Here is a 26,978-nt window from a genome sequence, read left to right on the forward strand (position 1 = left end):
GCTCCGCCGTCAGCCTGAATTGCGCAGGCCGGCGGAGATGCCGTTGATGGAGAGCTGGATGCCGTGCAGCACTTCCTCCCGCGCGGCCGCCTCCACCCCCTCGGCGGGGGCCGCGCCCTGCTGGCGGTGCAGCTTCAGGAACTCGATCTGCAGGTGATTGAGCGGATCGAGATAGGGAAAGCGCGCGCGAATGGAGCGGTCGAGGGCGGGATTGCCCTCCAGCGGCCGCGACTGCTCCATGATGATGTTGAGATGGGCGACGGTGCGCTCATGCTCGGCGCGGATGCGGCCGAAGATCTCCGCCCGCAGGCTCTCGTCCGGCACCAGCTCCGCATAGCGCGAGGCCACCGCCAGCGAGCTTTTCGCCAGCACCATGTCCATGTTGGAAAGCTGGGTGCGGAAGAAGGGCCATTCCCGGTACATGGCCTGGAGCAGCGACATGCCGTAGTCGGAGCGCCGCCCGATAAAGGCTTCCACCGCCGTGCCGAAGCCGTACCAGCCCGGCAGCATCAGCCGGCACTGGGCCCAGGAGAACACCCACGGGATGGCCCGGAGCGAGGCGATGGACCGCGTCTTTGCCCGCGAGGCCGGGCGCGAACCGATGTTCAGGGTGGCGATCTCGGAAATCACCGTGGACGACCAGAAGTAATCCTCGAAGCCCTCGGTCTCGTAGACCAGGTTTCGATAGGCCTTGAAGGCATCGCTGGAGATCGCCTCCATGGCGCTCAGGAATTCAGGGCGCGGGGCGCTCTCCTGCGGCTGCAGCAGCGAAGCTTCCAGGGTGCCCGCCACCAGGATTTCCAGGTTGCGCCGGCCCACGTCGGGATTTGAATATTTGGAGGAGATGATCTCCCCCTGCTCGGTGATGCGGATCTGACCGTTCACCGCCCCACCCGGCTGGGCGAGGATGGCGTCATAGCTCGGCCCGCCGCCGCGGCCCACCGAGCCACCGCGGCCATGGAACAGGCGCAGCCGCACCGAATGGGCGCGCGCCACCTCGATGAGGCCGATCTCCGCCTTGTAGAGCTCCCAGCCGGAGGTGACGAAGCCGCCATCCTTGTTGCTGTCGGAATAGCCCAGCATCACCTCCTGCTCGCCGCTGCGGCTCGCCACCAAGCGGGCATAAGCGGGCAGCGAGAAGGCGCGCTCCATGACGGCACCGCAGGCCTTCAGGTCGTCGATGGTCTCGAACAGGGGGATGATGTTGACCGCGCTCGTGCCCTCGGCGGAAACGAGCCCCACCTCCTTCAGCAGCAGCGCCACCTCCAGCAGGTCGGAAACGCTCTCGGCCTTGGAGATGATGGAATTGGGGATGGAGAGCGGCCCCAGCTCCCGATGGGCGGCCGCCGCCTCCCGGAAGATGGCCAGCTCCGAGCGGGTCTCGTCCGAATAGGCCACAAACGGCGAGGACAGAAGCCGCGCCGTGCCCAGCTCGCGCACCAGCAGATCGACCCGCGCCTCCTCGCTCAAGGCGGCGTAGGAGGTGCCCGGCACCACCTTCTCGAACAATTCCGCCACGGTGCGCTCGTGCACGTCGGAATTCTGCCGAAGGTCCAGGCAGGCGAGGTGGAAGCCGAAGCAGTCCACCGCCCGCCGCAGGCGCCGCAGCCGGCCGCGCGCCAGGATGCGTGAGCCGTTGGCGCACAGAGAGAGATGGATGGTATCGAGATCCGCCTTCAGCCCCTCGGCGCCGGCATAGGGCTCCACCTCCGCCGGCCCGCCGGCGAGATGGCTCGCCGTGGCCTCCACCCGCGCCAGGATATAGGCCACCGCCAGCCGGTAGGGCTCGCCCCGATGGCCCGGCACCGGGTCCGTGGAGCGGGCGACCAGGGCTTGCAGCTCCGGCGAGGTGCGCACCTGCCGTCCCGACAGGGACAATTCCAGCCCGAGGGCGGCCAGCTCGGCGGCATAATGGGCAAAAATGCGCGCGCGGTGCAGGCGCATCGTGTTTCGCAGCACATCGGCGGTGACGAAAGGGTTGCCGTCGCGATCGCCGCCGATCCAGCTGCCCACCCTCAGGAAGGGCGGTAGCTCGAGCTCGGGCGCGTCCGATCCCTCGGCCTCCGGCCCCTTGGTCAAGGCATCCTCGATGGCGCAGTGCAGGCGGGGGAGCTGATCAAGGAAGGTGTAATCGTAATAAGAGAGGCCGTTCGTCACCTCGTCCAGGACGGTGAGCTTGATGCGCCGCAGCAGCGCCGTCTGCCACAGGGTCAGCACGGCCCGGCGCAGCGCCTCCTCGCCCTCGACCCGCTCCTGGGGGGTAAGGGCCATGCGCTCGCCCCGGTCCAGCAGCTCGGCAATCTCCATCTCCCGGTTCAGGGTGCTCTTGCGCCGCACCTCCGTGGGATGGGCGGTGAGCACGGGGCTGATCTTGGCGCCCCGGAAGAAGGCCGCCAGCGCCGCCGTGTCCACCCCCTGCTCGCGCGCCAGGGCGAACGAGCGCGCCAGGCTGCCGCTGGCCGGCGGCGCCGCGGTCATGGCCGCCTCGCGGCCGCGGCGAATGTGGTGCTGGTCCTCGGCGATATTTGCGAGATGGGAGAAATAAGAGAAGGCGCGGATGATCTCCACGGCCCGCTCGGGTGACAGGCGCGGCAGCAGGGCCGCCAGTTCCTGGCGCGCCTCCTCCTCGCCGCCGCGATGGAAGCGCAGGGAGGTCTGGCGGATGCGCTCCACCAGGTCGAACACCTCCTCACCCTCCTGGATGCGGACCGTGTCGCCGAGAATGCGTCCCAGCCGCCGGATATCCGCCTTCAGCGGCAGATCCTCCAGGGTGTCCGGCCCCTCCGCGCTCTCCAGTCCCAGATCCACCGGCATCATCCCGCGCGTCATGCTGCGCCCCGTCCCGAGCCCGGAGGAATCGCGCTTCGTGGCGGCGCAAACCCATTCCCGGCCTTGATTGGTGCTTTTCCGACTCGCCCCCGCGAGGTTCGGAAACGCTTGAGAGCCCGACCCTAGTGTTTCGGAAATTTCGCGTCAGCGAAAGAGCCGGCCTGCTCAGCCGGCGATGCCGGCTGCCGCTTTGGCCGCCGCCGTCCTCTCCAACGCCAGATGGGCGCTGCCGCGCAGAAAGGCGAAGGAGCTGGCAAAGAAATCGGCGAGCGCCTCCTGCCCACGCTCGGTCAGCCGCCCCGCCCCGGCTTCCGCATCGCGGGACAAAAGCCCGCCGGCCTGCGCGTCCTTCAGCAGTTGCAGCACATGGGCGCGGGAGACATGAAAGCGCCGCGCCAGCTCGGCGATCGAGGGGGAAGCCTCGCCGGCCACGGCAGCCACATGCAGCGCCATCAGGATCATGATCCCGCTGTCCCGGTCGGCCAGCTCGGCGATCGAGGGAGCATCGTCCAGAACCCGGTAGCCGGCGCGAAAGCCGTCGCCCAGCGCAATGGCCACCGCATCGAACACCGCGCGATCCGTAAGGGCGGTCTCCAGTTCCCCAAGCTTCGGGTCAAGGGTGGAGAGCAAGCGATATTGGATCTGCCAGCGCTGGAGCTGCAGGCTCACCATGCGCGGCGTGGGCTCCAGGGGCTTCACGCGCCGGTCTCCGCCATGTTCGGCGGGGGCCAGATAGCCGCCCCACCGCAGCAGCGCCAGCATGGCCTTGGCCCGGCCCCGGCTGCACACGCCGGTTTCGGCCGCCAGCGCCGCCATGTGGCTCACCGTCAGGCCGCCACCGCGCGCCTCGGGCAGCGCATGCAGGTACAGCGCAAGAAAACCGAAGAGAAGGCGGCCCCGATCATTCAACACCCGGTTGAGCAGGCGGTTGCCGCTATAGAGGCCGACCATGGAGGCGGCACTTTCATCCATCGCGGCGGGAAAGGCCGGGTGGGTCCGCACCCATTGCCGCGCCTCCACGCCCACCGCATCGGCAAGCCATTCGCAGACCCCACGGGCCTGCGCCGCCGTATCGTACGCCCCACTCACACTCGCCCCCGAACGGTAGACCCTGACCGCCTCGCGAACGGGAGCCTATCGGCTTTTGCCGCCGCGCGGGAGATACGGGAAGTAGAAAGAGGCCAACTTTCGGCATTGAGCGGGGCAAAAAGCCGTCCTAGCCCTTAGCTCGGCCGGACCCTCCGTGAGGTAAATCATGTCCCGCTTCGCCTTGATCGCCATGGCGGCCGCCACCCTGAGCGCCGCCGCCTTCGTCTCCCCGGCCTCTGCAGTGGTCTACTGCAAATCTGTTGGTGTTCCAAAAGGTTGCGTGGCTCGCCCGACGGCTCCCGCCGCCCGCGCGGCTGTGCACTGCACCCGACCCGGCTACCCCGTCGGCTGCGTTCCCGGCGCGGGCGCGCCCGGTGTCGGCGTCACGCCTGGCGTCGGTGTCGGCGCGCCGGGCGTCGGAGTTGCTCCGGGACCGGGCGTTGCTCCGGCCAATGCCGGCGGCCCCGTGAACCGCATTGGCGTGCGCTGACCACGAACACGTGTGATCTCAGTCGCGCATTCGTCCCTCGCCCTGCCGCGCGGCTCCACAGCCTTCACAAACCCGGCCTTCGCAAGACTGTCGCAGGCCGCGCGGAAGCTTGCGCGCACCGGCCGCCGGCGTGCGACACCCGCCTTTCTGATTCTTGAACCTTCACTGCCGTGATGGAGACCCCCTGACATGAAGAAGCTGCTTCTCGCCTGCGCCGCCCTTGGTGCCCTTTCCACCCCCGCTCTGGCCGATCAGGCTTCCGCGGACAAGTGCGCCGCCGGCCTCGATGCCAACGGCCAGGCCATCTACGCGGCGGCCGCGCCGCAGGCGGCTTCCACCTCCGACCTGCGCGGGCTCGTGACCACTGTCACCAAGTCGCTGGTGGGCAGCGGCGCCGTCCCCATGGGCTCCGCCCGTGGCGCGGCCGAGGCCGCCGGCGCCTGCCTCGCCAAGCTGCGCTGACAACGCAGACGCTGCACGGGGCGGCCCAAGGCTTCCCGTGCAGCGTCCGCCCGAAACTCCCGCCGGCCCACGGGGCCCTGCGCCGATCCCGCACGCGGCCGACGTCCCCACCCGCAAGGGGCATGATCTCGCGCCGGAGGGGCGAAGGCAGCGGATCCTCGCGGACGGCGCGAAGGACAAGCCAGCCCCCGCCGCGCAACAACCGGCGTTCGGCACGAATCCTGTTGCCGTGTGTCGCGCCGCCGTCGCGCGGCCGGCCCCGCGCCTCAACTCCCAGTCGCCGGCCGATCCTGATTGTACTAAGCATGGGCGGAACAACCTTCCTGCGCCCCACGCGCGACGGAAACCGCCTTATGCCATTAACGCCCGACGCCTTGCTGGCGCTGCTCGACGCCCAGGCCATTCCGGCTGAGACCTTCTCCCATCCCCCGCTGCGCACGGTGGCGGAATCCAAGGCGCTGCGCGGCAGCGTGCCCGGCGCCCACACCAAGAATCTGTTCCTGCGCGATGCCAAGAAGAACTATTTCCTGGTCACCGCCGCCGCCGATGCCGAGGTGAACCTGAAGAGCCTGCGGGCGCCGTTGGGCGCGCGGGGCTCGCTCTCCTTCGGCACGCCCGAAGCGCTGTTCGAATATCTGGGCGTGCTGCCGGGATCCGTGACCCTGCTGGCGCTGGCGAACGATCCGGACCACCGCGTGACATTCGCCATCGACAGCGCCTTGCTGCGCGCCGAGGCGGTCGGCTGCCATCCGCTCACCAATACCCGCACCACCGTCCTCACCCCGCAGGCGCTGCGCAGCTTTTTCGCGCTGACCGGCCACCAGCCGGTGCTGCTGGACCTCCCCTCCCTGGCCCATGACGCATTGCAGCCTGTCGCCGGCTGAGGGCGGGGCCATCACGGCGCCCCCCTGCCCTGACGCCGCTGCACGCCCCTCCCCCAAAGGCCCGGCAATGCGCTGACTACCGACATAAAAGCGGCCCGCGAGCCTGGCTCGCGGGCCGTTTTCACTTTGTGACATCCCAGGACGCGGCCCCGGCCGGAGCCGGGGCCGGCAAGATCAATTGCCGCCGTCGAGCACGCGGCGGGCGATAACCTGAGCCTGGATCTCGGCCGCGCCCTCGAAGATGTTGAGAATGCGCGCGTCGCACAGAATGCGAGACACCGGATATTCCAGCGCGAAGCCGTTGCCGCCGTGGATCTGCAGCGCATTGTCCGCCGCCGCCCAGGCGACGCGGGCGCCCAGGAGCTTGGCCATGCCGGCTTCCAGGTCCGTGCGGCGCCCCTCATCCTTGGCGCGCGCGGCGAAATAGGTGATCTGGCGGGCGATCATGGTTTCCACCGCCATCATCACGATCTTGTCGGCCACACGCGGGAAGGCGAACAGGGGCTTGCCGAACTGAATGCGCTCCTCGGCGTATTTGAGACCCACTTCCATGGCCGCCTGGGCCACGCCCACGGCGCGGGCGGCGGTCTGGATGCGGGCGCTCTCAAAGGTGGTCATCAGCTGCTTGAAGCCCTGGCCCTCTTCCCCGCCCAGCAGGTTCTTGGCCGGCACCTCGAACCCGTCGAAGCCGATCTCGTATTCCTTCATGCCGCGATAGCCGAGCACCTCGATCTCGCCGCCGGTCATGCCCTCGGCGGGGAAGGGGTTCTCGTCATTGCCGCGCGGCTTCTCGCCGATGAGGATGGACAGGCCCTTATAGCCCGGCTCGTTGGGATTGGTGCGCACCAGCAGCGTCATGATGTCGGCGCGGACCGGATGGGTGATCCAGGTCTTGTTGCCGGACACCTTGTAGACGTCCCCCTCTTTCACCGCGCGGGTGCGCAGGGAAGCGAGGTCGGAACCGGTATTGGGCTCGGTGAACACGGCGGTCGGCAGGATCTCGCCCGAAGCGATCTTGGGCAGGTAATGGCCCTTCTGCTCGTCGGTGCCGCCAGCCAGGATCAGCTCGGCCGCGATCTCGGAGCGGGTGCCCAGCGAGCCGACGCCAATATAGCCGCGCGAGAGCTCCTCGGTGACCACGCACATGGCCTCCTTGGGCAGGCCCAGGCCGCCGAACTCCTCCGGAATAGTGAGGCCGAACACGCCCATTTCCGAGAGCTGGCCGATGATTTCCAGCGGAATGTATTCGTTCTTCAGGTGCCATTCGTGGGCGTGGGGCGCCACTTCCGCCTCGACGAAGCGGTGCATCTCCGTGCGCATGGCCTCCAGCGTCTCGTCGAGGCCGGCCTCGCCGATGGTGCCGGTGGGATGGGCAATGCGGATGATGTCGGCCAGGGCCGCGCGGCTGGCGGCGGTGTTGCCCTTGGCGACCAGGGTAGCCACGGCCTCCTCGGCGGCGAGGGCCAGAATGCTCTCGACCGGCACATACAGGTCCGTGAGGCGGACCACCTCGCCCTGGCTCATGGGAATGCCGCCCAGGATCTGGGCGATGTATTCGCCAAGGCCGATCTGCACGATCAGCTTCTCGGTCTCGCCGAACTTGCCCATCTCGGTGAGCCGGTCGGCATAGTGCACGAGCTCGCGCACGGAGAAGACATAAGTGGCGAGCCAGGCGAGGCCGTGGGTGGCGCGCTGCTCCTTCTCCAGCAAAGCGGAAGAGATCTTCGGGCCGTCGATCACCTTGGCGCGCACCGCGGAGGCGGCCTCCGCCAGCAGCTTCTCAAGGCTCGCCGTCGCGATTCGGCCGAGGGCGACCGCGTCGATGGGGTTCTGATCGACGGGACGGAGGGCTGCGCTGGCGGACATGGACGATGATCTCCCTTTGTGCATCGCGAAAACGTATCTTGCCCCGGAATGCTTCCAAAGCAACGACAGACTTAAGCCGCCACAGCCATGGACGCAGACGCGCGCAACGGCAACCCCGCCGCGCTCACGCCCCGCCCTCCTCCATTTCCGAGAGGCGGGCGACCAGCTCGTCCAGATTCTCCATCATGTGGCCGCAGGCGGAGATGGCCGAAAACACCGCCCGAAGGTCGGTTCCGCTGGCATCGTCGAAGGTGCCGGCGGCGTTGAGCCGCTCCACCTCCCCGTCGAGCGCCACCACCGCCGCCCGGGCGGCTTCCGCGGCGGCGGAGAGGTCCACGCCTTTCTCGCCGTCCAGAAGGAGGGCCACCGCCTCCATGTAGCCGGTGAGCCCCGCCACCGCCCCGTCCAGCCCCGGGCCCAGCAGCATCACGATTCGCTCGGACAAAGGGGTGTCGGTGCCGCGCAGCAGGATGATGACCGAGTGCCACAGCCGCCGGCAGGAGCGCACCACCGGATTGGGGTCCGACTGCCCCGAAAGGGCCCGCTCGGCCTGGGCCTCGGCAATGCGGGCATCGGCGGCGCGCAACGCCTTGCGGGCCTTGGCGTTGAGGGCATCCATCCGGCCCGCGTCGAGGCCGCGCCCCAGCAGCCCGTCGCGCCCCAGGCTGAGCAGCTCGGCGCACAGGCGCACCGCCGTGGCGCAATGGGGAAACAGGAAGGCCACCGCCCGCGCCGGCAGGATCAGGAGCGCGCACAGCACGCCCACCACGCCACCGATGCCGATCTCGAACACCCGGTGCAGGCCCGAGATCCACGGGTCCACATGGGTGGGGTCGGACAGCAGCACGATCACCGCCGTCACGGGTGCCAGCTTGAAGCTGGTGAAACGCGCGGCCAGGGTGCTGGTGAGCAGGATGGACATGCCCAGCATCACGAAGGTGAGGAGCGCCGACGGCCCGGCCACCATGGCCGCCCCGACGCCCACGACACCCCCAACCACCGTGCCGAGGGCGCGATCAATGGCCACCGAAAGGCTCGCGCCGATGGTGGATTGCACCACCAGCACCGCCGTGAGCACCGCCCAATAGCCATTCGGCAGCTTGAGGCCATAGGCCAGGCCGTAGGACACGAGCGCCGCCACCGCGGCCTTCAGGCCGAGCGTGTAATGACCGCCGGAGAAAACTTCGCCGAGGCGCTTGAGCGAGAACGAAGGCATCGCGAGGAACTCTCCGCGGAAAAGCGTGCGGCCATGACCCGCCCGGCGCACCGAAGGCGGCATTGCCCCTGCTGATCAACGAAAGCGCGCCTGAACTCAAGGGGGTAGGCGAGCCCCTGTCCACCCGGCGCCCTGCTGCGGTGCGGCAGGCTTGAACGCGCGCTTGCCAACCATAAGGGAAAGCCCGATGTCTCGGAGGGATCAGCGGGGACATTCATGCTGCGACGCATCATCCATATCAGCCTCGACGCGGTGTGGACCTTCAGCACCGATGATGGCTGGGCCATTTCCAGCCACATCGCGCTGTCCGCCCTCATGTCGCTATTCCCGTTCCTCATCTTCGTGACGGCTCTGGCCGGCTTCCTGGACCTGCGCCCGCTGGCGGCGGAGACCATTCCCCTGCTGCTGGAGAGCTGGCCCCGGCAGGTGGCCGACCCCATCTCCCGCGAGATCTACAATGTGGTCGATCAGGTGCGCACGGACGTGCTCACCTATGGTGTGCTGCTCGCCATCTACTTCTCGTCCAACGGCATTGAGAGCCTGCGCATTGGCCTCAACCGCGCCTATGGGGTGAAGGAGGCGCGGGCCTGGTACTGGCTGCGCCTGGAATCCATCGGCTATGTGCTGCTCTCCGCCGCCGCCATCCTGGCCCTGTCCTTCCTGGTGGTGCTGGGCCCGCTGCTGTGGCAGGCGGCCGTGGCCCATCTTCCGGCGCTGAAGCCCTTCTCCCACATCGTGACGCTGGCGCGCTTCGCGGCCACCTCCATCATCCTGGTGGTGACGCTGGTGGTCGCCCATCTGTGGCTGCCGGCGGGCCGGCGGAGCCTGGCGGAAGTGGCGCCGGGCATCCTGGTCACGCTGGTGCTGTGGCTGGTGGCAGCCTCCGCCTTCGGCATGTATCTGGCCGAGTTTCCCGCCAACTACGTCACCACCTATGCCGGCCTCGCCTCGGTGATGATCGCCCTGGTGTTTTTGTACCTCACCGCCTCCATCTTCGTGTTCGGGGGCGAGCTCAATGCCGCCATCTCGCGGGACTACAAGGCCCGCATGGCCCAAAGGGACGAAAACGTGGTCCGCGAGAAGCTGACGGCGGAGGCGGAAAGCTGATGGAACACCCGCCCCAGCCCCGGGAGGATGGGCGCCAGTCGCCCACCGCGCGCACGGTGCAGCGGGGCGTGCTGCGGCATCTGGCGGCGCGCGGCGTGGTGGGGGTGACCGAATTTTCGCTGGTGAGCGGCCGGCGCGCGGACATCCTGGCCCTCGACGGCAAGGGCGAGATTTCCATCATCGAGATCAAGTCGTCGGTCCAGGACTTCCGCACTGACGGCAAGTGGCCGGAATATCGCGCCTTCTGCGATCGCCTGCTGTTCGCCGTGCCGCTCGATTTCCCCACCGAGATCCTGCCCGGGGAGGCAGGCCTGCTGGTGGCCGATGCCTTCGGCGCCGAGCTGCTGCGCGAGGCCCCGCGCCATCCCCTGCCGGCCGCCACCCGCAAGGCGCTGACGCTGCGCCTTGCCCGCACCGCCGCCAACCGCCTCGCCGCCCTCTACGACCCCGACCTGATGCGGCTCGACATCTGAGCCGGGGGCAGAGCCTGAGGGCCGATGGACATTCGGTGCGTGGGGCGCGGCTTATCCCCCACCACCGTGTTCCTCATGGCCTGGCCCCTCTCCCGCTTGCGGGGAAGGGCTGGGGTGGGAGCAAAACGTTGGGAAGGCGGCCCGCGCCGGTGACGCCGGCAAGGGGCAGGGCAACGCCTCGCAAATCTCAAAAGTCTTGAATCTCCGGCCTCTGCGCCCCGACGTTGTCCTAGCCCAGGCGGTCCTGCCCCCTCACCTTCCCCGCAAACGGGGGAGGGAACGAGACCCGCCAGCCCCTGCCTCTTCAATATCGATCGGACCCAGCGCGCGGGGCCTGGTTCACGGGCCCTGGCCCAGCTTGCGCGGCCCGGGAGCAAGCCCACCGTGCTTCGATCGAAGACCAAAGGCAGGAAGGCCAAGCCGGCGGCTTTGGCCCGCCCGCGCCGGCCCGCCATCACCAGAGCGGCCGCGGGGCAGACCCGACCGCCCTCCCGAGGCGAAAGCCCCCGGCATCGCGCGCAAAGCCCAGCGGTCGGCAGAAGCGCGAAAGCGGGCCGAAACGCACGGTGTCGGCCCTTGTGGCCTGCTCATGAGCCGGCCATTCCCCGGCCATTCCCGGTGAGCGGCGGCAAGGCTCCGCCGCGGCACCACGCCGTCGACAGCGGACCGGCAAGCCGTGAGCGGCGGTCCCGAGCTTGACGCGGGACCGCCCTCCATGCGCGAATGCCCCAAGCCCCGCCGCCCCACGAGCCGGTGCATGGCGGCACGGATCCGAGCCCCGATCCGGCCCGGACCGAAGCGCGCCTGCGCTCCTCAGCGGGGCGCGCGCTTGGCCAGGATGCGCTGAAGCGTGCGCCGATGCATGGAAAGGCGACGCGCCGTCTCCGACACATTGCGCCCGCACAATTCATAGACGCGCTGAATATGCTCCCACCGCACCCGGTCCGCCGACATGGGGTTTTCCGGCGGATGGGGCTTGTGGTCGCCGGAGGCGATGAGCGCGGCCACCACGTCGTCCGCATCGGCGGGCTTGGCGAGATAGTCCACCGCGCCCAGCTTCACGGCGGTGACGGCGGTGGCGATGTTGCCGTAGCCGGTGAGCACGATGGCGCGCGCGCCGGGGCGATGCTTCTTCAGTGCGGAGATCACGTCGAGGCCGCTGCCGTCGCCCAGGCGCATGTCCACCACCGCGAAGGCGGGCGCGGACTCCTCCACGCGGGCGAGGCCGTCGGCCACGGTTTCGGCGGTGGCCACCTGGAAGCCGCGCGCCTCCATGGCCCGCGCGAGGCGCTGCAGGAAGGAGCGATCGTCGTCGACGATCAGGACCGAACGGTCTTCTCCCACTTCGAGCGGCGTCGTTTCATTCATCGTTATGTGTCCTCGGCATCCGGGGCGCTGGGGCAATGCGCCGTCACATCTAAACAATGGCGTTCAGGAACGGGTGAAATTCCGCGTCCGCTTTTACGCGCCTTCGGTGGCAGAATAGTCAGCTGCGCGTCCCTTTGTCGCGTCATCATCCATTTCTATGGCCAATGCGCGCCGGGGCCAAGTGATGCGGATGGAAGCGCCGGTGGCCGGCGGCGGGCGGTTCTCGAAGGTGAGGGTGGCGCCGGTGCGCTCCAGCAGCGTCTTGGCGATGAAGAAACCGAGCCCCAGCCCGCTCTCCTCATCCTGGTCGCCGCGATCCTCCAGGCGCTCGCGGGCACGGGAGGTCACATAAGGCTGGCCGATGCGGGCGCTCACCTCGGGCGAGAAGCCTGGGCCATCGTCCTCCACCACCATGACGAGGCTGGTGGGGGTCCATTCCGCGGCGATGTCCACCCGCGAGCGGGCGAAATCGACGGCATTTTCCACCAGATTACCGAGCCCATAGAGCAGGCCCGGATTGCGGCCGATCACCGGATCATCGGGCCGCCCCGGCGCATTGATGACGATGGCGATGCCAAAATTGCGGTGTGGCTCGGCCACTTCCTCCAGCAGCACGCGCACCGGCATGCGATCGAACGGCGCATCTCCCGACCTGAGCGAGGTCAGGGTTTGAAGAATGTCGCGGCAGCGCCCCACCTGGTCGCGCAGCAGCGACACGTCATCGGCATAGGGCGCGCCGGGCGGCATGGCCCGCTGCATCTCCTTCACCACCAGCGCGATGGTGGATAGCGGCGTGCCCAGCTCGTGTGCCGCAGCCGCCGCAAGGCCGTCGATGGCGGACAGATGCTGCTCGCGCGCCAGCACCAGCTCGGTGGCCGCCAGGGCGTCCGCCAGCTCGCGCGCCTCTTCCGCCACCCGCCAGGCATGCAGGCCGATGAAGCCGATGGCCACAGTCAGCGAAACCCATATGCCCGCCAGATAAAGCTCTGGCAGCACGGGCAGCGCTTCCCCCGCCCAGGGCAGCGGGCGCGCCCACAGGCCCACCGCGCCGGCGCAGGCCGCCGCCAGAATACCCAGCACCACCGTCGTGCTCCAGGCGAGCGCGGTCGCCGAGATCATCACCGGCGCAAGATAAAGCAGCGCGAACGGGTTCTTGAGCCCGCCCGTCAGGTAGAGCAGCGCCGTGAGCTGAAGAAGATCATAGGCCAACAGCGGACCCGCCGCAGCGTCACTTAGGCGCCGAGCCACCGGATACTTGATCCGCAACAACACGTTCACCATCGCCGAAAGGGCAACGACCGCGAAGCAGGAGGCCAGCGGCAGGGGAAAGCCCAGCAGCAGATGCACCACCACCAGCGCAGCAACCTGACCCGTCACCGCCAGCCAGCGCAGGCGAATCAACGTGTCCAGCCGCAGGCCGAAGGAGCGCCCGTGAAGCGGCGGAGCGAAAGCGGGATTCATCGTTTAGTCACTTTCAGGCAAGCCTCCGCGCCGAAGCTGTGATGTCGCAATGCGCGACATTGTGACATCTTGGCCATACTTCATCGCGAGGAACGGCGTATATCCTTTGTCGGCATTGACCACATAAGAAAGAGAGCACACGCTCTGCTTCTAAAATAAAGCGTGAAACGCAACATAAAGCGAGGAACGCACAATAAGCGAGGAAATGCCATGGCCATCGGAGACTTCACGGGCTCGACCCAGCGTCCGACTCAGGGCGAGTACGGTGGTGATCTGGGCTACACGACGCCGCTCTACTGGCTCTACGAGATGGGGCATGCTGCCCTCAACCCCTCCCGCGCCATGGCCGACGCCAGCCGACTGTTTCTGAAGAACCCCATCAACCCGGTGTCCCACACCACCATCGGCAAATCGATGGCGGCGGCCTGCGAGCTGTTCGAGCGCACCACGCGCCGCTACGGCAAGCCGGATTGGGGCATCCGGGAAACCCTTGTGGATGGCCAGCGCGTGCCGGTGCACGTCAACACCGTGTGGCGCCGTCCCTTCTGCAATCTCCTGCATTTCGAGCGGGCGTTCGAGCATCCCCCAGCGGCCCGCCAGCCGAAACTGGTGGTGGTGGCGCCGGTGTCCGGCCATTACGCCACCCTGCTGCGCGGCACGGTGGAGGCCATGCTTCCCAGCCACGACGTCTATGTGACCGATTGGGTGGACGCCAAACTGGTGCCCCTGGCCGAGGGGCGGTTCGGCCTTTCCGATTACGTGGACTACCTCATTTCCATCTTCCACCGCCTGGGCGGGGACTGCCATGTGATGGCCGTGTGCCAGCCGGCGGTTCCGGTGATGATGGCCGTGGCCCGCATGGAGGCGGAAGAGGATCCCTATGTGCCCAAGTCCATGACCCTCATGGGCGGGCCCATCGACACGCGTGAGGCGCCCACCGCGGTGAACGCCATGGCGAAGGACCGCGGCATGGACTGGTTCCGCCGCAACGTCATCACCACAGTTCCCTGGCCCCATGCCGGCGCGCTGCGGGAGGTCTATCCCGGCTTCCTCCAGCTCAACGGCTTCATGAGCATGAATCTCGACCGCCACGTCCAGGCCCATTGGGACCTGTTCACCCACCTGGTGAAGGGCGACGGCGATTCGGCCGAGAAGCACCGCGACTTCTATGACGAATACCTGGCGGTGATGGACCTGACCGCCGAATTCTATCTCGAGACGGTCGAGAACGTCTTCATCACCCATGCCCTGCCCAAGGGCGAGATCCTGCATCACGACCAGGTGGTGAAGCCGGAGGCCATCCACCGCGTCGCGCTGATGACGGTGGAGGGCGAGAAGGACGATATCTCCGGCATCGGCCAGACCCGGGCGGCCCACAAACTGTGCCCGCGCCTGCCCGATCACAAGCGGGCCCATTGGGAACAGCCGGGCGTGGGTCACTATGGCGTGTTCAACGGCTCGCGCTTCCGGTCGGAGATCGCGCCGCGCATCGCCGAGTTCATCCTGCGCCAGGAATTTCCTGACGGCATTGTGCAGGGCAACATGAAACCGGCCCCCATGACCACCGGTTCAGAACCCGCGGAAACATGCCACGAGCCTGACATTTTTGCCCTGCCGGCGAACGTCACCTCACTTTATCCACGGAATGCTGCAACTTAGCTCTGGCTGAGGACGCCAATTCTGGAGAAGATGACACCCAATCGTCATTAGGCTCCTCGTGCATGGTGTCCTCATGCCGCTGTTTCGTCGCCCGGACCTGAAGGCGCCACCGAAGCGCTGTGAAGCCATCGAGCTGGAGCTCGATGGCGAGGCCCTTTGCGTCTCCATCCGTCGCCATCCCCAGGCCCGGCGGCTGACCCTGCGCGTGCGCTCCGCCACGCGTGATGTCACGGTCACCGCCCCGCCCCACGTTTCCCTGGCCGCCGCGGGCGATTTCGTGCGCCGTCACCGCGAGTGGATCCGCGTGCGCCTGGGTCGCCTGCCCGAAGTGGTGCGCTTCGAGCACGGCGCGCTCGTGCCGGTGCGCGGCGAGCCGCACCGAATCATCCACCTGCCGGATGCCCGCGGCACCGTGTGGCTCGGCCTCGACGATGAGGGCGGCCCGGCCCTGTTCGTGGCCGGGGAGGCGCCCCATGTGGCGCGCCGCGTCACCGATCACCTCAAGCGCGAGGCGCGGCAGGACATCGCCACCGCCGTGCAGCGCCACGCCGTGGCGGTGGGGGCGAAGATCGGCCGCATCACCCTGCGCGACACGTCGAGCCGCTGGGGCTCATGCTCCGCGAAGGGGGACCTCTCCTTCTCCTGGCGCCTCATCATGGCGCCCACCTTCGTGCTGGACTACCTGGCCGCCCATGAAGTGGCCCACCGGCTGGAGCTGAACCACGGCCCGCGCTTCTGGAAAGTGGTGGAAAGCATCTATCCTGCCCGCCGCGAGGCGGAAGGCTGGCTGCGCCACCACGGCGCCAGCCTTCACCGCTACGGCGCCTGACTGCGGAAAACACGCCCGGCGGGAGCCCGTCAGCGATCGCGGTTTTCGGCCTGACCGTCCTTAGCGCCCTTTTCCAGGGTGAACAGCAGGTGCGCCGCCACCGGCAGCGCCACCGAGAGCCCGGCGAAGCGGAACAGGTGATGGGCGCTCATGAAGGCGGGATCATAGCCCATGGCGAAACCGAGCGCCGTCATGGCCTCCAGCGCGCCGGGCGAGAACGCCGTCAGCAGCTTGCCGAAATCGTCCCCGGTCAGGACCGCGGCCAAGGTCGCGAACACCGTGGCGACTGCGATCGCCACCAGAAACGCGCCGAGCGACACCCAGAAATAGGAGCGGATGGCCGAAAGGCTGGTGCCGATGAAGCGCGCGCCCACCCCCGCCCCCAGCCCCACGAAGGCGGGCACCAGCAGCGCGCGCGGCATCACCGCATCAGACCATCCGCCCATATGCAGCGCCGCGCTGCCGGCCAGCGCGCCGAGAATGAGGCCGCCGGGCACCCTGAGGGCCGCGGCGCCGAGGCCGCACGCGGCGGACACCGCGAACAGGATCACCACATCCAGCAGCGGTGAGACATGGGGTTGCGGCTGCAGGCCACCGCCGGCCAGGCCCATGGCCCCCAGCACATTGGGCAGCGCCGCCACCAGCAGGAACAGGCGCAGCGTCTGGGCAAAGGCCACCCGCCTCAGGTCCACGTCGCGCTCATCGGCCATGGCGAGCACGGCGGAAAAGGCGCCGGGTGCCGAGGCATAAAACGCGGTTTCCAGGGACCATCCGCCGACGCGGGTGAGGAACAAGGCGCCGCCCGCCATGGTGCCCACCACGCTCGCGGCAAGACAGGCCATGCTGATGGGCCAGGAGCCGGCATGGGCCAGCATATCGGGCGTCAGCACCGTGCCCATGGAGGCGCCCAGCACGGTGTAGGACAAAAACCGCACCCATTCGGGTACCGCCACCGGAGCCCCGCCCACCGCCAGAACGATGGTGAAGACCAGCGCGCCCGAGATCCAGCCCGCCGGCAGGCCCAGCGCGGCGAACAGCGCTCCGCCCACGCTCCCCGCCACAAGGGTGGCCAGCGCGCCGAGCGCGGTCCGGATGGCCGCCGTGGAAGGCCCCCTCATGCTCCGCCCTCAGGTCCGGGGCGTGGACGCGCGCGCGCCACCGGCATTGGCCTCGATCCAGGCCGCGAGGCGCCGGGCGGCCTCCGCAAGCTGGGCCTCGCCGCGGGCGAAGCACAGGCGCATGAAGCCCTCTCCGCCGGCGCCGAAGGCGGTGCCAGGCGCGATGCCCACATTGGCTTCGTCCACCAGGGTCAGGCCCAACCGGCGCACATCCGCAAAGCCCTCAATGCCGAAGAACAGGTAGAAGGCGCCCTTCGGCTTCACCAGGTCCACCTTGCCGGTGGCCAGCAGCGCGTCGGCCACGATGTCCCGCCCCCGCCGGGCGCGGGCGATCTGCTCGGCCACGAAGGGCTCACCCTGTTCCAGCGCCGCGATGGCGCCCCGCTGCATGAAGGCGGCGACCCCGGAGGTGGAATACTGGATGAGGTTCTCGATGATCTGCCCCAGCCGCGGATCGGCCTCGATCCAGCCGATGCGCCAGCCGGTCATGGCCCAGTTCTTCGAGAAGGTCTGGATGAAGAGGATGTGGTCATCCGGGCTCATCACATCATGGAAGGAGGGCGCGCGCTCCCCCTCGCCATAATAGAAGCGGCCATAGATCTCGTCGGCGATGATCCACAGCTTGTGGCGGCGGGCGAATTCGAGAACCGCCTGCAATTCCTCGTGGGTGGCCACATAGCCGCTGGGATTGGAGGGGGTATTGAGGAAGATGGCCCGCGTGCGCGCCGTCACCGCCGCTTCCAGCCGGCCGATATCAAGGGAGAAGCCCTCCGCGCCATAGGCCAGCGGCACATGCACCGGCACCGCCCCCAGCTTCTGCGCCCCGGCCGCCGCATTGGGCCAGATGGGCGAGGGCAAGAGAATCTCGTCGCCCGCGCCGAGGGCGATGGAGAAGGCCACGAGGATGGCCTGCATGCCTGAGCCGGTGACAAAATAGCGTTCCGGATCCTCCGCGACGCCGTAAAGGCGCGCCATATAGCGGGCGATGGCCTCGCGCAGCTCGGGCAGGCCCCGCTGCCAGGTGTAGAAGGTCTCGCCGCCATGGAGCGCGGCCGCCGCGGCGTCGCAGATGAAGCCGGGCGTGGGCACGTCGCCCTCCCCCGCCCACAGGGGAATCATGCCCGGACGCGAGCGACCATAATTCATCACCTCGACGATGCCGCTTTCCGGCAGCGCCACGATGTGCTGGCGCACCTGCGCAAGATAGGGATCCTCGAACAGGAGCGGAGCCGAAGGCGAGGCGGGAGAAGAAGAGGACATGGAACTCATCTCGAAGGGGCTGCGGCATGAACCGCGCGGACCATAGCGACGGGAAGGGACCCTGGCCCATCAATTCGCGTGACACCGGCATCAAGCGTCCTGATCGGTTTGCACCGATGCAAGGCAATCTTGCAAGCGCGGCCGTTGTTCATCGGCCAAGGGGCTCCTAGATCGCCAGTGCGATCCTTGTTCATTCCATTCCTGTTCTTCCCTTTGGAACCCATCATGAAGCAGAAGATCAACGATGCTGCCCTGGAGCAGCTTTTCCTCGGCGCCCGCTCCCACAATGGCTGGACCGACCAGCCGGTGACCGACGCGGAGCTTCACGCGCTCTACGACCTGGTGAAGCTCGGCCCCACCGCCATGAACACCCAGCCCGCGCGTTTCGTCTTCGTGCGCTCGGAAGAGGCCAAGGCGCGGCTGAAGCCGGGCCTCGCCCAGGGCAACTACAAGGCGCTGGCCGCGCCGGTGATCGTGCTGATCGCCTATGACCTGAAGTTCTACGACAAGATTCCCGAGCTCTTCCCCCACAATCCGGGCGCGCGGGACATGTTCGTGAACGCCCCGGCCATGGTGGAGCCCCACGCCTTCCGCAATTCGTCGCTGGAAGGGGCCTATCTCATCATCGCCGCGCGGGCGCTGGGGCTCGATGTCGGCCCCATGTCCGGCTTCGATGCCGCCAAGGTCGATGCGGAATTCTTCCCTGACGGCACGGTGAAGACCAACTTCATCGCCGCCCTCGGCCATGGCGACCACACCAAGCTATATGATCGCCTGCCGCGGCTGGCCTTCGCGGACGCGGCTCAGATCCTCTGAGATCACCGGTTTCGTGCGTTTTTGCGCGCGAACCTCGGGCCGTTTGCGCCGGTTGGGTCCGGGCGGGTTCAGTCCGTGCCCGGATCGGCCACGAAACCAGCGGAGGCGATGCCGGCGAGCGCCGCCGCCTCGTCATTGTCCGAAGTGTCGCCCGAAATGCCGACGGCGCCGATCACCCGCCCCTCGCCATCGCGCACCAGCACGCCACCGGGCACCGGAATGAGCGAGCCGCCGATGGCGGCCGTGGCGGCGCTGATGAAGAAGGGCTGATCCTGCGCGCGCCGGAACAGAGAGCGCGAGCCCATGCCCAGGGACAAGGCGCCATTGGCCTTGCCCATGGCGATATCGCCGCGCTTGAGACTGGTGCCGTCCTCCGCCGAAAAGGCCTTCAGGGCGCCGCGCGCGTCGAGCACGCACACCGCGAGCGGGTTCATCTCCTGCGTGCGCGCATGGACGAGGGCGGCGGTGATGATCACCTGCGCGGTTTCCAGGGTGAGGTTTGCGGCGCTGGCGGGCAAGGCGCGTCTCCGTGATGTTGCGGCCGGCGCGGCTTCGCCGTCCGGGCAAGTGGCGATGGTCCGTCTGTAGAGCAATTCGCCCCGCCATTGAAAGGCTTCGCCGGCGGCTGCGGGTGTCCAAGGCCGCGCGAGGCCCCCGTCGGATGGCCCGGAGCCCCGCCCGGGCCCCACTTTTTTCACCGGCGCCCGCTCCGCCATGGCAGCATGGAGCGCCCCATTGAATCGCGCTGCGCGGGGCGTCCGCCTCTCCGGCCGTCACGGGCCCTGGGGTCACGGGCCCTGGGTCCCGTGACCCCAGGGTTCCCTGAGGACCCGGCTTGGCGGGCGCTCGCGCAGCGACCGGCCGAGGCTGCCATGACCGATCCCCGTTCGCCTGCCCCCAACCCGCCGGCCGCGCCCCGGCGCAGCCGGGAGCCCGGCCATCGTCGCAAGTTCCTGGTGGTGGTGGACGACACGCCCGAATGCGACCGCGCCGTCTATTATGCGAGCCGCCGGGCCGCCGGCACCGGCGGCGCCCTGCTGCTGCTGGGCGTGCTGGAGCTGGAGGGTGTCAACCAGCAGTGGCTCGGCATCGGCGACCTCATGCGCGTCGAAGCCACCGACGACATGAGCGCGCGCCTTCAGAAGTTCGTCGCCCGCGCCCGCCAGGTGGCCGGGGTGGACGCCGAGACGGTGATCCGCGAGGGCACCAAGGCGGAAGCCGTGCTCGCCTCCATCGCGGAGGACGAGGACGTGGCCATCCTGGTGCTGGCCGCCGGGGTGGGGCGGGAGGGGCCGGGCCCCCTGGTGAGCGCGCTGGTATCCTTCCATTCCGGCCATTTCCCGGTGCCCATCACCATCGTCCCCGGCGCGCTCACAGACGCGGAGATCGACGCCCTCGCCTGAGGCGCCACGGGAGTGTCCCGACTGGACAAGACCCGTCGCGGATGGTGAGTTGCAGGGAATGAGAAGAACGGGCGGCGGTGCGGGTTCCGCCGCCGGACGGGGGACATGCTTCAGGCTTCGGTCGTCATCTTCGCCGCGCTGGCCTATATCGGCTTCCTGTTCGCCATCGCGAGCTTCGGCGACCGGCTGCGCCCCTCCGAGAAGCGCCGCTCCGCGCGGCCTATCATCTATTCGTTGTCGCTGGCGGTCTACTGCACGTCCTGGACCTTCTTCGGATCGGTGGGCCTTGCCACCACCCAGGGCTTTGACTTCCTCACCATCTATCTCGGCCCCATCATCCTGATGACGGTGGCCGGCCCGGCCTTCCTGCGGGTGGTGCGGCTGGCCAAGGCCAACAACATCACCTCCATCGCCGACTTCATCGCCGCCCGCTATGGCAAGCACCAGGGCATCGCGGCGCTGGTGGCCCTGGTCGCGCTGGCCGGCTCCATCCCCTATATCTCGCTGCAGCTGAAGGCGGTGTCGGCCTCGCTGCTGGCGGTGCTGGGCTATTTCGCTGGGCAGGCCACCCAGGGCACGCCGGCCGGCGACCTCGCTCTGTTCGTGGCCTGCGCCATGGCCGCCTTCGCGGTGCTGTTCGGCACCCGCCACACCGACGCCACCGAGCACCAGAACGGCCTGATGCTCGCCATCGCCACCGAGAGCATCGTGAAGCTCGCGGCATTCCTGGCGGTGGGCATCCTCGTCACCTTCTTCCTCTTCTCCGGCCCCGCCGACCTGTGGCGCACGGCCGCCGCCGCCGGCGTGACGGCCCCCTTCACGCGCGGCCTGTCGCTGGAGAACTGGATCACCATGACGATCCTCTCCGGCGGCGCCTTCATGCTGCTGCCGCGCCAGTTCCACGTGGCGGTGGTGGAGAACAAGGGCGAGGAGGAGATCCGCCGCGCCCGCTGGCTGTTTCCTCTCTATCTCGTGCTCATCAACCTCTTCGTGGTGCCGCTGGCGCTGGCGGGCATGACGCTGTTCCCCCGCGAGGTGGTGGACAGCGACATGTACGTGCTGGCCGTGCCGCTGGCCGCGGGGGCGGAGGGGCTCGCCCTGCTCGCCTTCGTGGGCGGGCTTTCGGCGGCCACCGCCATGGTGATCGTGGAGAGCGTGGCGCTGGCCATCATGATCTCCAACGATTTCGTGATGCCCCTGCTGCTGCGCCGGCGCGCCAAGGACGCCGGCGCGCCCGAGCCCAACGACATGGTGGGCGCCCTGCTGCTGGTGCGCCGGGTCGCCATCCTCGTCATCCTGCTGCTGGCCTATCTTTATTACCGCATCATCGGCGAGGTGCAGCTGGCGCAGATCGGCCTGCTCTCCTTCGCCGCCGTGGCGCAGGTGGGCCCGGCCTTCGCCGCCGGCCTCACCTGGCGGCGCGCCACCGCCAAGGGCGCCGTCGCCGGCATCCTCGCCGGCACCCTCATCTGGGCCTACACCTTGATGCTGCCGAGCCTGGTGGAAGCCGGCCTCGTCGCCCAGAGCGTGCTCGACGCCGGCCCCTTCGGCATCGGCCTGTTGAAGCCCACCGCGCTCCTGGGCCTCACCGCCGGGCCGCTGGCCCATGGGGTGGCCTGGAGCCTCGCCGTCAACACGCTGGTCCTGGTGATCGTCTCCTTCCTCACCCGCCCGAGCCAGATCGAGGAGGTGCAGGCCGAACTGTTCATGGCGCGGAGCCCGGAGCAGCCCCCGCACCGCCCCTCATTCCTGCGCTGGCGTTCCGCGGTCACGGTGGGCGAGCTGATCTCCACCGTGGGGCGCTATCTGGGGCGCGATAGGGCCCAGGCCGCCTTCTCCGCCTATGCGCGCATCCACGATGTGGACATCGACCCCCACCGCGAGGCGGACGCCACCACCGTGCGCCATGCCGAGCACCTGCTGGCGGCGGCGGTGGGCGCGGCCTCCTCCCGCCTTGCTCTGTCGCTGCTGCTGCGCAAGCGGGCGGTCTCCACCAAGGCGGCGTTGAAGTTGCTGGACGATGCCTCCGCCGCCATCCAGTACAATCGCGAGCTGCTGCAGAGCGCCATCGACCATGTCCACCAGGGCATCGCCGTGTTCGACCGCGAGCTGAACCTGGTGTGCTGGAACCGCAGCTTCGGCGAGATGCTGGAGCTGCCGGCGGACTGCTACACCGTCGGCGCCCCGCTCAGCGCCATTCTCGCCAGCGCCCCGCGCCCGGAGGGCTGCCGCGAGGGGCTGGTGACGCGGGTGGAGCGCTATGCCCTTCCCGCCCCGGGCTTCTCCGAACGGCTGGACCAGAACGGTCAGGTGATCGAGACCCGCTCCGACCCCATGCCCGATGGCGGCATCGCCGTCACCTTCACCGACATCACGCCCTCGGTGGAGGCCGCCCAGGCCCTGGAAAAGGCCAATGAGAGCCTGGAACGGCGCGTGCGCGAGCGCACCGACGAGCTCGTCTGCCTCAACAAGGCGCTGGAGCGCGCCAAGGCCGAGGCGGAGGAGGCCAATATCTCCAAGACCCGCTTCCTCGCCGCCGCCAGCCACGACATTCTTCAGCCCCTCAATGCCGCCCGCCTTTATGTGACGAGCCTGGTCGAGCGCGCGAAAGGGGCGGAGGAACAGCGCCTGGCGGGCCATGTGGACGCCTCCCTGGAGGCGGTGGAGGAAATCCTCGGCGCGCTGCTCGACTTGTCGCGCCTCGACAGCGGTGTGCAGAAACCCGAGATCGCGCCCCTGCGCATCGGCGAGGTGCTGAAGCAACTGGAGATCGAGTTCGCGCCGCTGGCACGGAACAAATCCCTCGACCTCACGGTGGTGCCGAGCTCCCTCACCGTGCGCTCGGACCGGCGCATGCTGCGCCGTCTGTTGCAGAACCTCATTTCCAACGCCATCAAATACACCCCCCAAGGCCGCATCCTGGTGGGATGCCGCCATCTGGCGGGGCACGTGCGCGTGGAGGTGTGGGACACCGGCATCGGCATCGCACGGACGCAACAGAAGATCGTGTTCCAGGAGTTCCAGCGCCTGGACCAGGGGGCGCGGGTGGCGCGCGGGCTTGGGCTCGGCCTCTCCATCGTGGAGCGCATCGCCCGGGTGCTCGAACATCCCATCGCCCTGCGCTCTCGGCCCGGCATCGGCTCCGTCTTCACCCTGGAGCTGCCGCTGGCGAGCGCCATCCCCGCCGCGGAAACCTCTCCCCAGCGCCCCAGCGGACCGGGCGCCCCCCTGAACGGGCTCACCATCCTGGTCATCGACAATGAGCCGGCCATCATCGAGGGCATGAAGCTCCTGCTCACCGGCTGGGGCTGCACCGTGATCACCGCGGGCGATGCCGAAGCGGCCCTGAAGGCGGTGCAGCAGGCCGGGATCACGCCCGATATCGCCCTCGTCGATTACCACCTCGACGGCGGCCTGGGCATCGACGCGGTGATGACCCTGCGGTGGAAATTGGGGAAGCTCCCGGCGGCCCTGATTACCGCCGACCGCAGCCAAAACGTGCGCGATGCCGCCCACGCAGCCGAAATGGTGATCTTGAACAAGCCTTTAAAGCCGGCGGCCCTGCGCGCCATGCTGGCCCAGTGGCGGCTCTCCCGCACCGCCGCCGTTTAGGTTTGGTTAACCACCCGGCCAAGCTCCGCAAACACGTTCTCGATTACGCCGCGCTTCATCCCCATGAAGGTCAAATAAACGCCCCGATCGGACGGCGTACTGGACGCGTGCCAGAGAAGCACGCCCTCGCGGCAAGGAATTGTTACCGAATTGTTAACACCGGTCTCTTTTCTTTGCCGACTTGTACCAACGAATACAATTGGAGAGCGGCTATGACGATCACGATCAACGTTCCCCTCTTCCCCATGCGGAAAGAGATCGCGGCGCGCAAGGAGCGGCGCGGATTGAAGATTGGCACGCTGATGTTCCACAACGTGTTCGGCTCCAAGAAGGCGGCCCGGCGCTACAGCCGCGAGGGCCTGGAGTTCGACGTTTCGGACTTCGCCAAGCCGAACGGCTCCGGACGCTGATTCCTCGCCGGAGGGAGCCCCTTGCCGGGGCTTCCGCCGAAGAGCAAGGCGAGCCAACTCACAAGAGACGTTCGGGCGCACCGCCCCTTCCGCGCCCCGCATGGCATCGCGGCCCGTCATCCGCTAAGGTCGCGCACCATCTCGAACAGCGCGCGTGGTGCTTCCCCGTCATGACGGACCCCAATTTTCAGCCGACCCCGTCACCCGAAGATCCCCATGGGGCTCAAGGGCCCGCTGGGCTCCGCGACGGGAAGGCGGACACCCATTTCGGCTACCGCACCGTGCCGCTGCAGGAAAAGCAGGCCCTGGTGGACGACGTGTTCCACAAGGTGGCCCGGCGCTACGACATCATGAACGACTTCATGTCCGCCGGCCTGCACCGGGTCTGGAAGGACGCGCTGGTATCCAAGCTGCGCCCGCCCACGGGCGAGCGCCCGTTCCGCCTGCTGGACCTTGCCGGCGGCACCGGCGACGTGGCCTTCCGCGTAGCGGAGGCCGGCGGCAGTGGCACGCATATTACCGTCGCCGACATCAATACCGAGATGCTCGCGGTGGGCCGCGAGCGCGCGGAGAAGCGCGGACTTTCCGGCAAGGTGGACTTCCAGGAAGCCAATGCCGAGGAGCTGCCCTTCCCCGATCGCTCGTTCGACGCGGTGACCATCGCCTTCGGCATCCGCAACGTGCCGCGCATTCCCATGGCGCTCAAGGAGATGCGGCGCGTGCTGAAGCCCGGCGGGCGGGCTTTCGTGCTCGAATTCTCCAAGGTGGACGTGCCCGGGCTCGACAAGATCTACGAGACCTATTCCTTCAAGGTCATCCCCGCGATCGGCAAGCGGGTCGCGGGGGATGCGGAGCCCTACCAGTATCTGGTGGAATCCATCCGCCGTTTCCCCCACGCGGAAGCCTTCGCGCAGATGATGCGCGATGCCGGCTTCAAGCGCGTGGACTTCATGCGCATGACCGGCGGCGTGGTGGCGCTGCACTGGGGTTTCCGCATCTGATGGCCGCTGCGGCTGAAAGGCGCTCGACGTGATTTTCCTTCTCGCCGATGCGGCGCGGCTCGTCCGCGCCGGCTACGTGCTCGCGCGCGAAGGCGTGCTTTCGCTGGTGTCGCCGGCGGCCGCGCCGCCGCTCGCCCGGCCGGCCCTGCGCATCGCCCGGCTCATCGCCCGGCGCGATGCGGGCAGCCGCTCGGCCCGCTTTTCCGCCGCCTTGTCGCGGCTCGGCCCTTCTTATGTGAAGCTGGGCCAGTTCCTCGCCACCCGGCCGGACGTGGTGGGCCCCACCGTCGCCCGCGACCTGGAGGTGCTGCAGGACCGCATGCCGGCCTTTGGCCAGGAGGCAGCCGAACGGATCGTCACCGACGCCTTCGAGCGACCGGTGAACGAGGTGTTCCCCGTGTTCGGCCCACCGGTGGCGGCCGCCTCCATCGCCGAGGTGCACAAGGCCGAGGTGGTGGACCCCGACGGCACCCGCCGCGATGTGGCGGTGAAGGTGCTGCGCCCGGGCATCAGCCGGCGCTTTTCCGCCGACATGGCCAGCTTCCGCCGGCTCGCGGAATTCGGCGAGAACACCTTTGCCGAGGCCCGGCGGCTGCGGCTGACCAGCGTGGTGGACACCATGGCCCGCTCGGTGGCCATGGAAATGGACCTGCGCCTGGAGGCCGCCGCCTATGCCGAGCTGGCCGAGAACACCCGCGAGGATCACGACCTGCGCGTGCCCGAGGTGGATTGGGACCGCTCCACCCGCGACGTCCTGACCACGGAATGGATCGACGGCATCAAGCTCTCCGACAAGGAGGCGCTCATCGCCGCCGGCCATGACCTTAAGGACATTGCGCGCATCGTGATGCAATCCTTCCTGCGCCAGGCGATGCGCGACGGCTTCTTCCACGCCGACATGCACCCCGGCAACCTGTTCGTGGACGCGCAGGGCCGCCTGGTGGTGGTGGATTGCGGCATCATGGGCCGCCTGGGCCTCAAGGAGCGCCGCTTCCTGGCGGAGATCCTCTACGGCTTCATCACCCGCAACTGGCGCCGCACGGCGGAGGTGCATTTCGAGGCGGGCTACGTGCCCTTCCACCATTCCGTGGACGATTTCGCCCTCGCCATCCGCGCCATCGGCGAGCCCATCCACTCCCGCCGCGCCGACCAGATCTCCATGGCGCGCCTCCTCGCCCTGCTGCTGGAGGTGACCGCCCTGTTCGACATGCAGACGCGGCCCGAGCTGCTGCTGCTGCAGAAAACCATGGTGGTGGTGGAAGGCGTCGCCCGCTCCCTCGACCCGCAGCTGGACATGTGGAGCACCGCCGCGCCCGTGGTGGAGGACTGGATCACCCGCAATCTCGGCCCGGTGGGACAGCTCCAGCGCGCCGGCCTCAGCTTGGGCGAGGTGGGCCATTTCGCCACCGAGGTTCCCGCGCTGCTGACCCGCACCGCCCGGGTGGTGGAGCAGCTGGACGAGGCCACGCGCGATGGCATCCACCTGTCGCCGGCCTCGCTGGACGGCATCGGCCGCGCGGAAGCCCGCCGCGCCTTCTGGGGCAACGCCGCCCTGTGGGTGATCGCCCTCGCCTTGCTGGGGCTTTGGCTGAGCTGAAGCGTTCCCGAGCGAGATAGCCGCTCGG

The 26,978-nt window shown here is 68.5% G+C and carries 22 protein-coding genes; 13 read left to right on the plus strand and 9 right to left on the minus strand.

All coding sequences use genetic code 11. The annotated features are described in order from the left end of the window. Window positions 1–9: 9 nt before the first annotated feature. Together ppc and L0966_RS06835 are read right to left on the minus strand one after the other, a co-directional pair. Window positions 10–2,829 (minus strand): phosphoenolpyruvate carboxylase, encoded by a 2,820-nt coding sequence (gene ppc, locus L0966_RS06830; protein ID WP_370640653.1) that lies wholly within the window; start codon window positions 2,827–2,829, stop codon window positions 10–12. Between the two features lie 165 nt (window positions 2,830–2,994). Then, the gene (locus tag L0966_RS06835) at window positions 2,995–3,918 is read right to left on the minus strand and encodes a hypothetical protein (protein WP_234051105.1); all 924 of its coding nucleotides are present in this window, start codon (window positions 3,916–3,918) and stop codon (window positions 2,995–2,997) included. Window positions 3,919–4,084: 166 nt separating this feature from the next. On the opposite strand from L0966_RS06835, the gene L0966_RS06840 reads away from it, so the two are divergent. The 3 genes from L0966_RS06840 to L0966_RS06850 all read left to right on the plus strand — a co-directional run bounded on the left by L0966_RS06840 (window position 4,085) and on the right by L0966_RS06850 (window position 5,754). Further along, window positions 4,085–4,408: a hypothetical protein gene (locus tag L0966_RS06840; protein ID WP_234055150.1), complete on the plus strand. Its 324-nt coding sequence runs from the start codon at window positions 4,085–4,087 to the stop codon at window positions 4,406–4,408. Between the two features lie 189 nt (window positions 4,409–4,597). After that, window positions 4,598–4,870 carry a hypothetical protein gene (locus tag L0966_RS06845; RefSeq protein WP_234051106.1) on the plus strand — a complete coding sequence of 91 codons (273 nt, stop codon included), beginning with the start codon at window positions 4,598–4,600 and terminating at the stop codon, window positions 4,868–4,870. A gap of 353 nt (window positions 4,871–5,223) precedes the next feature. Further along, a complete protein-coding gene (locus L0966_RS06850; RefSeq protein ID WP_234051107.1) occupies window positions 5,224–5,754 on the plus strand; it encodes a prolyl-tRNA synthetase associated domain-containing protein in 531 nt (176 codons plus the stop codon). A 174-nt stretch (window positions 5,755–5,928) separates the two neighbouring features. Here L0966_RS06850 and L0966_RS06855 read toward each other — a convergent pair whose 3' ends face one another. Both L0966_RS06855 and L0966_RS06860 read right to left on the minus strand, forming a co-directional pair. Next, complete coding sequence (locus L0966_RS06855) at window positions 5,929–7,620, minus strand: acyl-CoA dehydrogenase family protein (RefSeq protein ID WP_234051108.1); 1,692 nt, start codon at window positions 7,618–7,620, stop codon at window positions 5,929–5,931. 124 nt (window positions 7,621–7,744) lie between these two features. After that, window positions 7,745–8,836, minus strand: a complete 1,092-nt coding sequence (locus L0966_RS06860) for an FUSC family protein (RefSeq protein ID WP_234051109.1) — start codon at window positions 8,834–8,836, stop codon at window positions 7,745–7,747. 216 nt (window positions 8,837–9,052) lie between these two features. On the opposite strand from L0966_RS06860, the gene L0966_RS06865 reads away from it, so the two are divergent. Next, complete coding sequence (locus tag L0966_RS06865) at window positions 9,053–9,943, plus strand: YihY/virulence factor BrkB family protein (protein WP_234051110.1); 891 nt, start codon at window positions 9,053–9,055, stop codon at window positions 9,941–9,943. Beyond that, the gene (locus L0966_RS06870) at window positions 9,943–10,416 is read left to right on the plus strand and encodes an MmcB family DNA repair protein (RefSeq protein ID WP_234051111.1); all 474 of its coding nucleotides are present in this window, start codon (window positions 9,943–9,945) and stop codon (window positions 10,414–10,416) included. The genes L0966_RS06865 and L0966_RS06870 overlap by 1 nt, the downstream gene beginning before the upstream one ends. A gap of 813 nt (window positions 10,417–11,229) precedes the next feature. Here L0966_RS06870 and L0966_RS06875 read toward each other — a convergent pair. Both L0966_RS06875 and L0966_RS06880 read right to left on the minus strand, forming a co-directional pair. Then, complete coding sequence (locus tag L0966_RS06875; RefSeq protein WP_234051112.1) at window positions 11,230–11,784, minus strand: ActR/PrrA/RegA family redox response regulator transcription factor; 555 nt, start codon at window positions 11,782–11,784, stop codon at window positions 11,230–11,232. A 93-nt stretch (window positions 11,785–11,877) separates the two neighbouring features. Next, window positions 11,878–13,245: an ActS/PrrB/RegB family redox-sensitive histidine kinase gene (locus tag L0966_RS06880; protein WP_234051113.1), complete on the minus strand. Its 1,368-nt coding sequence runs from the start codon at window positions 13,243–13,245 to the stop codon at window positions 11,878–11,880. A gap of 210 nt (window positions 13,246–13,455) precedes the next feature. Between L0966_RS06880 and L0966_RS06885 the strand changes: the two genes are divergently transcribed. Together L0966_RS06885 and L0966_RS06890 are read left to right on the plus strand one after the other, a co-directional pair. Further along, entirely contained in the window at window positions 13,456–14,904 is a 1,449-nt protein-coding gene (locus tag L0966_RS06885) for a polyhydroxyalkanoate depolymerase (protein ID WP_255684100.1), read from the plus strand. A gap of 73 nt (window positions 14,905–14,977) precedes the next feature. Further along, window positions 14,978–15,733 (plus strand): M48 family metallopeptidase, encoded by a 756-nt coding sequence (locus L0966_RS06890; protein ID WP_234051114.1) that lies wholly within the window; start codon window positions 14,978–14,980, stop codon window positions 15,731–15,733. A 29-nt stretch (window positions 15,734–15,762) separates the two neighbouring features. Here L0966_RS06890 and L0966_RS06895 read toward each other — a convergent pair whose 3' ends face one another. Continuing rightward, window positions 15,763–16,851, minus strand: a complete 1,089-nt coding sequence (locus L0966_RS06895) for an AbrB family transcriptional regulator (RefSeq protein ID WP_234051115.1) — start codon at window positions 16,849–16,851, stop codon at window positions 15,763–15,765. A gap of 9 nt (window positions 16,852–16,860) precedes the next feature. Continuing rightward, window positions 16,861–18,111: a pyridoxal phosphate-dependent aminotransferase gene (locus L0966_RS06900; protein WP_370640652.1), complete on the minus strand. Its 1,251-nt coding sequence runs from the start codon at window positions 18,109–18,111 to the stop codon at window positions 16,861–16,863. A 225-nt stretch (window positions 18,112–18,336) separates the two neighbouring features. Here L0966_RS06900 and L0966_RS06905 point away from each other — a divergent pair, with 225 nt between their 5' ends. Further along, window positions 18,337–18,927, plus strand: coding sequence for a malonic semialdehyde reductase (locus L0966_RS06905; RefSeq protein ID WP_234051117.1), 591 nt, complete (start codon window positions 18,337–18,339; stop codon window positions 18,925–18,927). A gap of 68 nt (window positions 18,928–18,995) precedes the next feature. On the opposite strand, the gene L0966_RS06910 is transcribed toward L0966_RS06905, so the two are convergent. Beyond that, window positions 18,996–19,445 carry a heme-binding protein gene (locus L0966_RS06910; protein ID WP_234051118.1) on the minus strand — a complete coding sequence of 150 codons (450 nt, stop codon included), beginning with the start codon at window positions 19,443–19,445 and terminating at the stop codon, window positions 18,996–18,998. 354 nt (window positions 19,446–19,799) lie between these two features. Between L0966_RS06910 and L0966_RS06915 the strand changes: the two genes are divergently transcribed. The 5 genes from L0966_RS06915 (at window position 19,800) to ubiB (ending at window position 26,950) form a co-directional block, all read left to right on the plus strand. Further along, entirely contained in the window at window positions 19,800–20,330 is a 531-nt protein-coding gene (locus L0966_RS06915) for a universal stress protein (RefSeq protein WP_234051119.1), read from the plus strand. A gap of 105 nt (window positions 20,331–20,435) precedes the next feature. Next, window positions 20,436–23,942, plus strand: coding sequence for a hybrid sensor histidine kinase/response regulator (locus L0966_RS06920; RefSeq protein WP_234051120.1), 3,507 nt, complete (start codon window positions 20,436–20,438; stop codon window positions 23,940–23,942). Between the two features lie 212 nt (window positions 23,943–24,154). Next, window positions 24,155–24,352: a hypothetical protein gene (locus L0966_RS06925; RefSeq protein WP_234051121.1), complete on the plus strand. Its 198-nt coding sequence runs from the start codon at window positions 24,155–24,157 to the stop codon at window positions 24,350–24,352. A 170-nt stretch (window positions 24,353–24,522) separates the two neighbouring features. After that, on the plus strand, window positions 24,523–25,353 hold the full coding sequence (gene ubiE, locus L0966_RS06930) for a bifunctional demethylmenaquinone methyltransferase/2-methoxy-6-polyprenyl-1,4-benzoquinol methylase UbiE (protein ID WP_234051122.1): 831 nt from the start codon (window positions 24,523–24,525) through the stop codon (window positions 25,351–25,353). Between the two features lie 28 nt (window positions 25,354–25,381). Then, a complete protein-coding gene (gene ubiB, locus L0966_RS06935) occupies window positions 25,382–26,950 on the plus strand; it encodes a 2-polyprenylphenol 6-hydroxylase (protein WP_234051123.1) in 1,569 nt (522 codons plus the stop codon). Window positions 26,951–26,978: the final 28 nt, after the last annotated feature.

The sequence above is a fragment of the Xanthobacter sp. NM-59 genome (assembly GCF_021401125.1).
In the GTDB taxonomy this organism is placed as follows: domain Bacteria; phylum Pseudomonadota; class Alphaproteobacteria; order Rhizobiales; family Xanthobacteraceae; genus Xanthobacter.

What these genes read in the sequence shown, in the direction of transcription:
- ppc (WP_370640653.1), bottom strand. Translation starts at nt 2,829, where the DNA reads ATGACGCGCGGGATGATGCCGGTGGATCTGGGACTGGAGAGCGCGGAG.
- L0966_RS06840 (WP_234055150.1), top strand. Translation starts at nt 4,085, where the DNA reads ATGTCCCGCTTCGCCTTGATCGCCATGGCGGCCGCCACCCTGAGCGCC.
- L0966_RS06845 (WP_234051106.1), top strand. Translation starts at nt 4,598, where the DNA reads ATGAAGAAGCTGCTTCTCGCCTGCGCCGCCCTTGGTGCCCTTTCCACC.
- L0966_RS06850 (WP_234051107.1), top strand. Translation starts at nt 5,224, where the DNA reads ATGCCATTAACGCCCGACGCCTTGCTGGCGCTGCTCGACGCCCAGGCC.
- L0966_RS06855 (WP_234051108.1), bottom strand. Translation starts at nt 7,620, where the DNA reads ATGTCCGCCAGCGCAGCCCTCCGTCCCGTCGATCAGAACCCCATCGAC.
- L0966_RS06860 (WP_234051109.1), bottom strand. Translation starts at nt 8,836, where the DNA reads ATGCCTTCGTTCTCGCTCAAGCGCCTCGGCGAAGTTTTCTCCGGCGGT.
- L0966_RS06865 (WP_234051110.1), top strand. Translation starts at nt 9,053, where the DNA reads ATGCTGCGACGCATCATCCATATCAGCCTCGACGCGGTGTGGACCTTC.
- L0966_RS06870 (WP_234051111.1), top strand. Translation starts at nt 9,943, where the DNA reads ATGGAACACCCGCCCCAGCCCCGGGAGGATGGGCGCCAGTCGCCCACC.
- L0966_RS06875 (WP_234051112.1), bottom strand. Translation starts at nt 11,784, where the DNA reads ATGAATGAAACGACGCCGCTCGAAGTGGGAGAAGACCGTTCGGTCCTG.
- L0966_RS06880 (WP_234051113.1), bottom strand. Translation starts at nt 13,245, where the DNA reads ATGAATCCCGCTTTCGCTCCGCCGCTTCACGGGCGCTCCTTCGGCCTG.
- L0966_RS06885 (WP_255684100.1), top strand. Translation starts at nt 13,456, where the DNA reads ATGGCCATCGGAGACTTCACGGGCTCGACCCAGCGTCCGACTCAGGGC.
- L0966_RS06890 (WP_234051114.1), top strand. Translation starts at nt 14,978, where the DNA reads ATGCCGCTGTTTCGTCGCCCGGACCTGAAGGCGCCACCGAAGCGCTGT.
- L0966_RS06895 (WP_234051115.1), bottom strand. Translation starts at nt 16,851, where the DNA reads ATGAGGGGGCCTTCCACGGCGGCCATCCGGACCGCGCTCGGCGCGCTG.
- L0966_RS06900 (WP_370640652.1), bottom strand. Translation starts at nt 18,111, where the DNA reads ATGTCCTCTTCTTCTCCCGCCTCGCCTTCGGCTCCGCTCCTGTTCGAG.
- L0966_RS06905 (WP_234051117.1), top strand. Translation starts at nt 18,337, where the DNA reads ATGAAGCAGAAGATCAACGATGCTGCCCTGGAGCAGCTTTTCCTCGGC.
- L0966_RS06915 (WP_234051119.1), top strand. Translation starts at nt 19,800, where the DNA reads ATGACCGATCCCCGTTCGCCTGCCCCCAACCCGCCGGCCGCGCCCCGG.
- L0966_RS06920 (WP_234051120.1), top strand. Translation starts at nt 20,436, where the DNA reads ATGCTTCAGGCTTCGGTCGTCATCTTCGCCGCGCTGGCCTATATCGGC.
- L0966_RS06925 (WP_234051121.1), top strand. Translation starts at nt 24,155, where the DNA reads ATGACGATCACGATCAACGTTCCCCTCTTCCCCATGCGGAAAGAGATC.
- ubiE (WP_234051122.1), top strand. Translation starts at nt 24,523, where the DNA reads ATGACGGACCCCAATTTTCAGCCGACCCCGTCACCCGAAGATCCCCAT.